Below are 9,706 nucleotides of genomic sequence, written 5' to 3'. Positions count from 1 at the left end.
GCCCTTGCCACGAGTATCCTGACGGCGCAAAGCCGGGCTTATATATTGCGCGGCACATCCTAAGCTGGGATGTACCGGATTGTGCGTCGTACCCTATTGACAGGTGTGGCCCCATAAAAGTGTGAGACGGCAGCTTTCCTGCCGTATCGGTATTACTATGGGAGGGCATGACAGCCGATCTTGCAATGGCAATCAGCCCACCACCTCAATGATTCTTATTCGGCCCCTTGCCGGTGGTGAAGCTGCAGGTCTTGATCTTGCAGCTGGGATCGTCGCTCGTCGGAACGCTGGCGCTGCTCATCGCGCCCTGGCCGAGGCATGCCATCGAGTTCGAGACGGTGCGGCTGTACATCATCAGGCCCGGATGATGAGACGGGTACCTCAACACGATCGAGCCTTCCTGTGCCATCTTCTCATGCACGGCTGCACAGGTCATCGATTTGGAATTATAGGCCGACATGGCCATTGCGTTGGTGGACATTAGTCCGATTGCCGCAAGTATGATAATCGTCTTCATGGGGCTTCCTTTGGTGGCACCAAATAGCGCTAGAAAGGATGAGATATCCCTTCATTAGCTTTACATTTATGACAGTGAGCCGACTTCCCTTTGTCAGCTGTATGGGTCGCGATCGTGAGCGATCGCTCGGCAAGCTCGTGGTTCGGATACTCTCGAGCCGAAAGCCGTCTCGCCTTGCATCATGCCGATTGGCAACATGCTGGCGAACTAGGTTTTCCAATCACCTCGGAGTGAGGCAAGCAGGGCCTGATGCGAATACCAGGCCCCATTTCGGAGAAGGTCAAGCCAAGTCGACCGACCTCAGAAGGTCCGCTCGAAGCGCAGGATACCCGAGAAGGTATCATCGCTCGGCAGATCATAGTGAACGTAGGTGAACTCCGGCTCGACCAGCAGGTTCTTGACCGGGTTGAACTTGACGTTGGTCGTTGCCTCGAAAATCTTGGAGTCGGTATAGGCGAGCTGAACGTTCCACTTCAGCTTGTCATTGATCGGAACGCCGACACCGCCCCAGACTGCCCAGTCACCCCAGCCGCACTTTGCACCGTGAACGACGCCGTCGGAGGTCGTGCAGGCCGAGACGTTCTGGTTCGAGCCGGCATACTGGTTGAGCTTGTCGCCATCGGTGTTCCAGCCGCCCATCAGGAAGGCCGTGAGGAAACCGAAGTCGGCGTCGACACGAGCCTTGATGGCGCCTTCTTCGACGATCGAGTCGTAGCCGCCGACGACCTTGAAGCCGAACATGCCGGCCTTGTAGCCGAGACCGGCGACAACGTTCGGAGCGTAGTGATCAGCCTTCGAGAGCTGCCAGCTGCCGCCATAGGCGCTTGTGGTCGTGCCGGAATTGCTGTCTTCGAGCGAGATGACGCCCGTGAAGCCCGTGCCGCTGTCGTAATTATAGGTCAGCTGGTTCAATTCATACGGACCGTCATAGATGACGTCGTCCTGGATCACGTCGCCGGCATAGCCGACGAACTGGTTGTACTGCGAGTCAGTCTTACCGACGGTGAAGCCGCCGAGAGTGATGTAGGCCCACAGCAGGTTCGTAGAGGTCGAGCCGCCGTCGTTCCAGTCCCAGCGAACGATGGTTTCGGTCTTCAGCGGACCATATTCGGTGTCCGTCGCGGTATTGAGGTTGAGTTCGGCGCGGGTATGCCACTTGGTGCCGAAGTTGCTGTCGCGATTGTAAGGATCTTTCCACTGGCCTTCGGTGCGGACCTTGCCGCCAACGCGCAAGCAGGTTTCCGTGCCGGGTATGAAGAAATAGCCGGCGCCGAACGCGTCACAGATGCGCACATATTCCAGCGGCTCCGGTTCGGCGGCGACGATAGCGTCAGCCGCATGAGCGCCAGATACGACGCAGAGGGCCGCAGCCGAGCCGATAAGCAAGCTCTTGATGTTCATTGTAACTCCATTCTTCAAATGAACTTGCGCGAGATACGAACCTGGGGGCCGTCCGACATCAAGTTTCAGTGCCTAACTCGAAGCACAAGGCCTCGCTTCCACATAGTAAGCTGCATTTACTATTTTGCTTTTACAAGGATTTAAGAAGGCTCCCCACATATGTGACAGCACCTACATACGGCGTGTTGCTCAAACGACGCACATGTGTATGAACGATGACAACCAGGTAACAACCAGATGACAAATACAGGCAGCCAAGCCTGATTTGCCATGCTCTACCGAGATGCATTGCTGGACTGGCAGCGATGAGTCTTGTTAGACTTGAAACCGCACAAACAGCATATCCACCCTTGGCAAATCGCAGGCAGGATCATCATGCCGAAGATCGATGTTGCAGCCGTGCCGGAAATCAAGGGCACGCGCTATCCCGCCCCTTTCAATGATCACTCCACCGAGCGCGTCAGGCAGCGACTGGGCGATGCCGGCGGCCTCAGGGATTTCGGCGTCAACCTGATGCGGCTGCCGCCAGGCAACTGGTCGAGCCAGCGGCATTGGCATTCGGAGGAGGATGAATTCGTCTATGTGCTGGAAGGCGAGCTGACGCTGATCGAGGATGATGGCGAGACGGTGCTGCGCGCCGGCGATTGCGCGGCCTTCCCGAAGGGCTCCGGCAACGGCCATCATATGATCAACAAATCGAATAGCACGGCCATCTATCTCGAGGCCGGTACGCGCTCACCGACCGATCTCATCACCTGCTCGGACGTCGACATGATGAGCTCCAGCACGGACGGTCGTTTCGTGCATAAGGATGGCATGCCCTATCCGGACGGCTAGTCCTGTTCGCCGGCGCTCGCCACCGGCAGCTTGAAGGACAGGAGATGAGTCGGCGCTCCATGCAGCATGACCTCCCGCTCGAAGCCGAAACCGCATTTTTCCAGAACGCGCCGAGAGGCAACATTGACGGGCCGCACCAGCCCTATAACGCGTTTCGCCCGCAGATCATGCCGGGCGAAGGCCAATGCCTCCGTCACCAGTTCCGTTGCGTAGCCGCTTCCCCAATAATCGGGGTGCAGGTGATAGGAGAGATTTAGCCCCTCGAATTCCGTAGAGACGGTAACGCCGCCAAAGCCGATCAGCCGCCCTTCCGTTTCGATCGCCCAGCGCCCGAAGCCGTTTACGCGCCAGTGCGCCTGATCCCGAGCGAGCCGCCGGGCACTTTCCGCAGGCGAATCCGGCGTTGGATCGGGCCGATGGGCGACCAGCTCCGGCCGCGCAAACAAAGCCGTGACGAAGTCGAGATCCCGCTCCTCCGGTACGCGCAGGGACAGGCGCGGCGTATGCCGGATCATCGTCCCTCTCCTCGAAGCATCATACCGCCTCGGCAAGTTCAGGCGGATCGTAGCAGCAGGCATCCGTGGAGACGCCCATGCGGCACCCGCTGGCCTCGAGCGCTTCCTTGACGACCTCGACAAAAAGGCGGCGGAACCATACCGAACGGCTGTCAGCCTGATCGACGCGGCGATAGAGCATCGTCACCGGATCGGCCGGCAGCTCGAACGGCGGCTCTGAAATCGTCAGGTCGTGCAATTGTGCCATGCAGCGGGCAATGGCTTCTGGAACCGTAGCAATGGCGGGAATGGCTTGCAGCGTCGACGGAAGGGCAGAAAAGCGGGGAACAGTCGCCACCACCTGCCGGCGATGACCGAGACGAGCGAGCGCGACATCGACACTAGTGGATATGGAGCCTTCAAGCGAAACGGTCACGTGCGGCGCGCTGGCGAAATGCTTCAGGCTCAGCGGCGTCGCGCATTTGAGATGCCGGCCATCATAGATGCAAAGCGAAGCCTGTTCGAACAGCGGCGCGCGAACATGCCAGGAGGCCGGCTCATCATGCACGGAGATGCTGAATTCGAAGGCGCCTTCGTCCAGCAGCCGCACGGCATCACGCCGGTCGAAGGCAACGCTGGTCAGCCGGGCATTCGGCGCGAGCCGGCGCAGCCGCGCCGCCAGCGGCCCGAAGAAGGATGATTCGAGATTGTCGCAGAGTCCGACGCGGAATTCCCCCTGCCAGCTTCCCGGATCGAAGGCTGCCGGTGGACGAATGGCACGCTCGATGCCGGAAAGCGCATCTTCGATTGCCGGCGCGATGGACAGCGCCCGCGGCGTCGGCTGCAAACCGCGCCCGACGCGCACGAACAATTCATCGTCCAGCGTCTCGCGCAGCCGGCGAAGGGCTGCGGAAAGACCAGGCTGGCCGAGCAGCAGCCGCTCGGCCGCGCGGCTCACGTTCCGCTCCTGCATCAGCACGGAGAAGGCGAGCAGCAGATTGAGATCGATCTTTCGAAGCGTCGCATCATTCATCATCGTCAGTAATACCTGACATGGTTACTATCAATTTGCAATAGGGTTTGAAGATGTACATTTTCTCGTTCCCTGCCGTTTTCAACCTCCCAAAAAGGCGGCAGCACAGAAAGGAACGATCCCGATGACTTCTTCCCAAATCCGAAGCGGGGCGGGATTGGCGTTGCTGCTGCTATGCGCCGCCAATTTCCTCGACGCCATGGACGTCTCCACCATTGGGGTGGCCCTGCCCGCAATCCAGAAAGAGCTCGGCATGCAGGCGACCTCGCTGCAATGGGCCGTTAGTGCCTATGTGCTCGGCTATGGCGGCTTTCTGCTGCTCGGCGGCCGCGTAGCCGACCTTTTCGGCCACCGCCGCGTCTTCCTGTGGTCGCTCGGCATCTTCGCCGCCGCCAGCATTGCCGGCGGCTTCGTCGACAGCGCGCCGACCCTGATCGCCGCCCGTCTGATCAAGGGCATCGCGGCCGCCTTCACAGCGCCGGCGGCACTGGCCCTTCTTCTCTCCGTCTTCGGAGACGGCAATGCCCGTGCCAAGGCGCTCGGCGTCTTCTCCTCCACCGGTGCTGCCGGCTTCGTGCTCGGCATGGTGCTGGGTGGAGCGGCAACCCTCATCAGCTGGCGCGCGACCCTCGTCATGGGTGCTCCCATCGCCATCCTGGCGCTGATCGTTGCTCCGCTCGTCCTGCCAGCCGATCACAAACGCGGCGGCCCGCAGGCCCGCTTCGACTGGGCTGGCGCCCTGACGATCACCCCCGGCCTACTGCTCTTCGTCTTCGGCGTCACCAATGCCGCCGCCGATGGCTGGCAGGCCTTCGCGACCTGGGGCTCGCTCCTTGCCGCATTGATCCTGATCCTGCTGTTCCTGGTCGTAGAGTCGCGCCATCATGATCCGATGGTGCCGCTTGCCATGTTCCGCCGCACCAAGCTCAGCCATGCCAATGCCGTCGCCGCGCTGTACCAGGGAGCCTATGTCGGCTTCCAGTTCATTGCGACGCTCTATTACCAGACCGTTGTCGGCTGGTCGGCCTTCGCCACGGGCTTCGCCTTCGCCATCGGCGGCACTTGCGTGATGTTCCTGGCACCGCGCTTTGCGACGATAGGCCAGAACCGCGGTACGACCCTGCTGATGACCTTCGGCGTGGGATTGCAGGCCATCAGCTATCTCTTCTGGGTGCTGTCGGCCGGGCATATCGATACGATGGTACTCGTCGCCATTTCGCAGCTCCTGCTCGGCGTCGGCTACGCCATGACCTATCCGTCGATCCAGGTTGCAGCCCTCTCAGACGTCGGCGACGATGAATCCGGCCTGGCTTCGGGCATGCTGTTTGCCTCCTTCCAGATTGGCGGCGGCATCATCCTGGCGGCGGCATCGGCCGTCTTCAGTGCGGCTCCGAGCTTCGGCTGGAACCCCTATATTGCCGGCATCGGTTTCGTGACGATCCTCGCTGCAGCCATCACGTTGCTCGCCGCCGTCGGCCCGCGCTCATCCGCGGCAAGGGCCACGAACTATCAGGCTGCAGAATAGTTCAAAGCAAGATGACCCGCCTCTCCGGCGGGTCAATCCTTCCCTGTGTCGGCGGCGTCGGCGGCTTCGGCAGCACGGCGCATCAGAAAATCACGCTCTCTCCGATTTTCAGCAAGTGCGGCCGCCGCCTCAAAGGCTTGCCGCGCTTCATCGCATCGGCCAAGCTTGCGGAGAAGATCACCGCGAACGCTCGGCAGAAGATGATAGTCCTTCAGCGCAGGTTCATCGCGGAGACCGTCGATGATGTCTAACGCCACCTCGGGACCCTCGGCCATGCCCACGGCGACAGCGCGATTGAGTTCGACGATCGGGGAAGGAACAAGCTCGGCAAGTTCCGCATAGAGATCGGCAATCCGCCTCCAGTCGGTTTCATCAGCTGTCCTCGCTCTCGCGTGACAGGCGACGATCGCGGCTTGCAAGGCATAAACTCCCCCGGCGCCGCCAAGTTCCTGTACCCGTCGCAAGGCCTGCAGACCTCGCTGGATCTGCAGTCGATCCCAGCGGCCGCGATTTTGATCGAGCAGCAAAATCGGATTGCCGTCGGCATCCGTCCTGGCCGACGCGCGGGATGCGTTCAGCTCCATCAGGGCCAACAATGCATGTGCCTCCGGTTCCTGCGGCGCGACGGACGTCAATATTCGCCCGAGCCGCAGCGCTTCGCTGCACAATTGCAGCCGCATCCAATTCTCGCCGCGCGCGGCCGTATATCCCTCGTTGAAGATCAGATAAACCACCTCCAGCACCGAGGCGAGACGCTGCGACAGCTCCTCGCCGTGTGGCGTTTCATAGGAAAGTCCCGATTCCGACAATGTCTTCTTGGCGCGGACGATGCGCTGCGCGATCGTTGCCTCCGACGCGAGAAACGCCCTGGCGATTTCCTCGGTCGTCAGACCGCAGATCATCCGCAAGGCAAGCGCCACCCGCGCCTCGCGCGAGATCAGCGGATGGCATGCCGTGAAGATCAAGCGCAGCATTTCATCGCCGATGTCGTCATCGAGAGGGGTGTCTAGGTCGGGCATGATCTGCTCTTCCTCCTCCATCTCTCGAACGATCATCTCGTGCTTCTGGTCGAGCATTCGCCGGCGACGCAAATGGTCCAGCGCCCGACGCCTGGCAGTGGTCATAAGCCAAGCGCCGGGGCGCTCGGGGATGCCCGTTTCCGGCCATCGCTCCAAGGCGACAACAAGCGCTTCCTGTGTCAGATCCTCAGCCAGCGGCACGTCGCGCAACAATCGCGCCAAGCTGGTGATGAGCCGCGGTTGTTCGATCCGCCAGACGGCAAGGATCGCTCGGTGGGTGCCGGCGGCTGTCAAGGCCGCCCGCCCCGGTCACGAACCGAAAGCATCATGCCCTTGCTTCGGCGAGCGGGTCACATACACCTTCGGCATTTGGCTCGAAGTAGGCGCGCACCTCACATGTGCCTTCCCAACCGGGCATAAAATCCTTGTGCAATTGCATGAACTCGACTGCCAGTGCCACGGCCTCCTCCTTGCTCTGCAGTTCGAAGATGGCATAACCGCCGACGACCTCCTTGGCCTCCACGAAGGGACCGTCGACGACACTCAGCTTGCAATCCTTGATCGTGACGCGGGCGCCCGTCGCAAGAGGCATCAGTCCCGCCGTATCGATCATGCGGCCGGCCTTGATTTCCCGATCGGCGAGCTTGTGCATGGCCTCGGCAAGCTCCGGCGTCGGATGCATGAAATCGGTGGATGTGACGATAGACATGAAACGCATGGAAATGTCCTCCGGAAGCGAGGCGCCGGCACCATTGCCGCTCAATAAACTCGCTCATATTGACGACGAAGCTGCTCTCCGGAAATCGACAGTCGTTTTGAAAAATTCGTATCGCGGCCGAGCATCGAAAAATCCCCCTCCCAATCCGCTGATCTCACCGGGAGCGGCATCCTTCGACCATTTATAGACGAAACACCCGGGGCAAGCGACTGGACGGCCCATCGCTTCGTTTTGTTGACTTCCCATGACCGTTGCAAGATGGTGAGACGAATTCGACCTGCGGACTTTCGAAAGCCGGCGCTTCTCCAGGGCGTACCTTCCGCAAAGCTCTGCAGACAACACGGCAGGAGCTCGTTTTCATGTTCGACCATATTTCGATCGGCGTCAAAGACCTGACGCGGGCGCAGAAATTTTATGACGCAGCCCTTTCTCCGCTTGGCTACGAGCGCGTCACCAACTTCGATGGCACGGTTGGATATGGGGCGGAGCGTGCCCAGTTCTGGGTCAGTGAGGTGGAACGTCCCGTTCCCGCCGATCGCGGTTCCGGCCTGCATTTCTGTTTCGTGGCGCCAAGCCAGGCAGCCGTCGACGCCTTTCATGCCGCCGGCATCGCCAATGGCGGCGAAGACAATGGCAAGCCGGGCATCCGGCCCGACTACAGCCAGTTCTACTATGCCGCCTTCGTTATCGATCCCGATGGTTACCGGCTGGAAGCCTATTTCAAGACCGGCGAATAACTCACCGCACACAATAGAGAAAGGCACCGTCAACCGCTGCAGTCGCTTTAGCGGGCTACCGAGCCTCAAGAGACTTTCTTAACCGTTTGATCTTTCAGGTTACTGTCAGGCTTCTGTCATAAAAGACGCCCGATAGTGGCCTTTGGGCGTTTGCACAACGCGAACGGGCACTTGTTTTGAACCTGTTCAGACAGTGGCCAGCGTCTACGATGTACGACAACTCCATTGCTTACACAAAACGGACCGCTCCTGTCAGCAGATCCTTTTTTGTGTTTCTCGCGCTCTTCGCGCTCTGGTGGGTGCTGCTGTTCGTCTTCTATCGATTTCCCAATATCGATCTCGTCGTCGCGAAGAGTGTCTTCACTGCTACGCCCTGCGCATCCGCCGTCATTCCGGGTGAAGTCTGCGGCGCCTTTGCGTTGGCCAAGAACCGTATCTTCGAGATCGTGCGAGATGTGACGCTCGCCCTGCCCTATATCGCCGTCGTCGTCCTGATTGCCAACCTAATCTCGTCCTGGCGCAAATTCGGTGCAGGCTGGCGGACGCTGAAAACGGATCGGTACATCGCTGCACTGATATCGCTTGTCATCGGCTGCGGCCTCATCGTCAACACGCTGCTTAAGAGCTACAGCGGCAGGCCGAGACCGCGCAGCACGGATCTTTTCGGCGGCTCGCTGGATTTTGTCCAGGCAGGCTCGTTTGCCGGCCGGTGTCTTGGAAATTGCTCTTTCGTCTCCGGCGAGGCGTCGTCTGCCGGCTGGCTGCTTTGCCTCGTCTTGCTGCTGCCGCCGCGCCTGCGTTTTCCGCTCGGCATTCCCCTGGCTGCCGTCTCGATCATGATGCCGATCATGCGCGTGATGACCGGAGCCCACTATCTGTCCGACGCGGTCCTGGGCTGGCTCTTGTCGTTGGTGGTCTTTGCCGCAACCATCGCTGTGCTCGATCTCCTGCGGTCGGGAACGACAGCCCGGCCCTGAAAGCCGTCGGCTCAGCCAGCGTTGCGCATGCGGATCAAGCGGCGGCGTCTTGCCGCCTTGCGTACGCGAACCGCCATCTCGCTTAGCGCAAAAGGCTTCACGAGATAGTCGACGGCACCGATATTCATGGCCGTCATCTGGTCCGACAGCTGATCATAGGCCGACATGACAATGACTGGGGTCGTTTCCCCGCGCGCTTCCATGAGCTTGAGCAGATCGAGGCCGCTGCCATCGGGCAAGCGAAGATCAAGTAGCATCACGTCGTGGGCTTCGGCCGCGACGGCCCCCCTGGCGGATTCCAAATCCATGGACCAGTCGACCGACCACCCCTCCGCACGCAGATGATCCTGTACGGCATTGCCTATGAGTATATTGTCTTCGACCAATAGAAGCCGCACGATTGCATCCCCAGTTGCAATCAAGCAGCTATGATGCCTATTTCTGACGG

At 60.3% G+C, this 9,706-nt stretch carries 11 protein-coding genes; 4 read left to right on the top strand and 7 right to left on the bottom strand.

All coding sequences use genetic code 11. The annotated features are described in order from the left end of the window. Window positions 1-205 precede the first annotated feature (205 nt). Both JJQ51_RS19535 and JJQ51_RS19530 read right to left on the bottom strand, forming a co-directional pair. Window positions 206-517 carry a hypothetical protein gene (locus JJQ51_RS19535; protein WP_269245130.1) on the bottom strand — a complete coding sequence of 104 codons (312 nt, stop codon included), beginning with the start codon at window positions 515-517 and terminating at the stop codon, window positions 206-208. 300 nt (window positions 518-817) lie between these two features. Then, window positions 818-1,918, bottom strand: coding sequence for a porin (locus JJQ51_RS19530; RefSeq protein WP_075851272.1), 1,101 nt, complete (start codon window positions 1,916-1,918; stop codon window positions 818-820). 375 nt (window positions 1,919-2,293) lie between these two features. On the opposite strand from JJQ51_RS19530, the gene JJQ51_RS19525 reads away from it, so the two are divergent. Then, window positions 2,294-2,755, top strand: coding sequence for a cupin domain-containing protein (locus tag JJQ51_RS19525; RefSeq protein ID WP_112720832.1), 462 nt, complete (start codon window positions 2,294-2,296; stop codon window positions 2,753-2,755). Here JJQ51_RS19525 and JJQ51_RS19520 read toward each other — a convergent pair. Next, window positions 2,752-3,270: a GNAT family N-acetyltransferase gene (locus JJQ51_RS19520; RefSeq protein ID WP_269245129.1), complete on the bottom strand. Its 519-nt coding sequence runs from the start codon at window positions 3,268-3,270 to the stop codon at window positions 2,752-2,754. The two genes, JJQ51_RS19525 and JJQ51_RS19520, sit on opposite strands and share 4 nt — an antisense overlap. A 19-nt stretch (window positions 3,271-3,289) precedes the next feature. Continuing rightward, the gene (locus tag JJQ51_RS19515) at window positions 3,290-4,285 is read right to left on the bottom strand and encodes a LysR family transcriptional regulator (RefSeq protein ID WP_113395420.1); all 996 of its coding nucleotides are present in this window, start codon (window positions 4,283-4,285) and stop codon (window positions 3,290-3,292) included. Window positions 4,286-4,406: 121 nt separating this feature from the next. Between JJQ51_RS19515 and JJQ51_RS19510 the strand changes: the two genes are divergently transcribed. Next, entirely contained in the window at window positions 4,407-5,807 is a 1,401-nt protein-coding gene (locus JJQ51_RS19510) for an MFS transporter (RefSeq protein ID WP_269245128.1), read from the top strand. 32 nt (window positions 5,808-5,839) lie between these two features. Here JJQ51_RS19510 and JJQ51_RS19505 read toward each other — a convergent pair whose 3' ends face one another. Further along, window positions 5,840-7,120, bottom strand: a complete 1,281-nt coding sequence (locus JJQ51_RS19505) for an RNA polymerase sigma factor (protein ID WP_269245127.1) — start codon at window positions 7,118-7,120, stop codon at window positions 5,840-5,842. 31 nt (window positions 7,121-7,151) lie between these two features. Further along, window positions 7,152-7,544, bottom strand: coding sequence for a YciI family protein (locus JJQ51_RS19500; protein ID WP_113330420.1), 393 nt, complete (start codon window positions 7,542-7,544; stop codon window positions 7,152-7,154). A gap of 359 nt (window positions 7,545-7,903) precedes the next feature. Between JJQ51_RS19500 and JJQ51_RS19495 the strand changes: the two genes are divergently transcribed. Further along, complete coding sequence (locus tag JJQ51_RS19495) at window positions 7,904-8,281, top strand: VOC family protein (protein ID WP_113330181.1); 378 nt, start codon at window positions 7,904-7,906, stop codon at window positions 8,279-8,281. A 269-nt stretch (window positions 8,282-8,550) separates the two neighbouring features. After that, window positions 8,551-9,258 (top strand): phosphatase PAP2 family protein, encoded by a 708-nt coding sequence (locus JJQ51_RS19490; RefSeq protein WP_269245126.1) that lies wholly within the window; start codon window positions 8,551-8,553, stop codon window positions 9,256-9,258. Between the two features lie 11 nt (window positions 9,259-9,269). On the opposite strand, the gene JJQ51_RS19485 is transcribed toward JJQ51_RS19490, so the two are convergent. Then, the gene (locus tag JJQ51_RS19485; RefSeq protein WP_113330421.1) at window positions 9,270-9,656 is read right to left on the bottom strand and encodes a response regulator; all 387 of its coding nucleotides are present in this window, start codon (window positions 9,654-9,656) and stop codon (window positions 9,270-9,272) included. Between the last annotated feature and the right edge of the window lie 50 nt (window positions 9,657-9,706).

This window comes from Rhizobium sp. AG207R (genome assembly GCF_027109195.1).
In the GTDB taxonomy this organism is placed as follows: domain Bacteria; phylum Pseudomonadota; class Alphaproteobacteria; order Rhizobiales; family Rhizobiaceae; genus Rhizobium; species Rhizobium dioscoreae.
The sequence above is the reverse complement of the archived record's forward strand: the minus strand, read 5'-3'. Positions and strand labels throughout refer to the sequence as shown.

Coding starts and splice junctions, on each gene's coding strand:
- JJQ51_RS19535 (WP_269245130.1), bottom strand. CDS start 517: ATGAAGACGATTATCATACTTGCGGCAATCGGACTAATGTCCACCAAC.
- JJQ51_RS19530 (WP_075851272.1), bottom strand. CDS start 1,918: ATGAACATCAAGAGCTTGCTTATCGGCTCGGCTGCGGCCCTCTGCGTC.
- JJQ51_RS19525 (WP_112720832.1), top strand. CDS start 2,294: ATGCCGAAGATCGATGTTGCAGCCGTGCCGGAAATCAAGGGCACGCGC.
- JJQ51_RS19520 (WP_269245129.1), bottom strand. CDS start 3,270: ATGATCCGGCATACGCCGCGCCTGTCCCTGCGCGTACCGGAGGAGCGG.
- JJQ51_RS19515 (WP_113395420.1), bottom strand. CDS start 4,285: ATGATGAATGATGCGACGCTTCGAAAGATCGATCTCAATCTGCTGCTC.
- JJQ51_RS19510 (WP_269245128.1), top strand. CDS start 4,407: ATGACTTCTTCCCAAATCCGAAGCGGGGCGGGATTGGCGTTGCTGCTG.
- JJQ51_RS19500 (WP_113330420.1), bottom strand. CDS start 7,544: ATGCGTTTCATGTCTATCGTCACATCCACCGATTTCATGCATCCGACG.
- JJQ51_RS19495 (WP_113330181.1), top strand. CDS start 7,904: ATGTTCGACCATATTTCGATCGGCGTCAAAGACCTGACGCGGGCGCAG.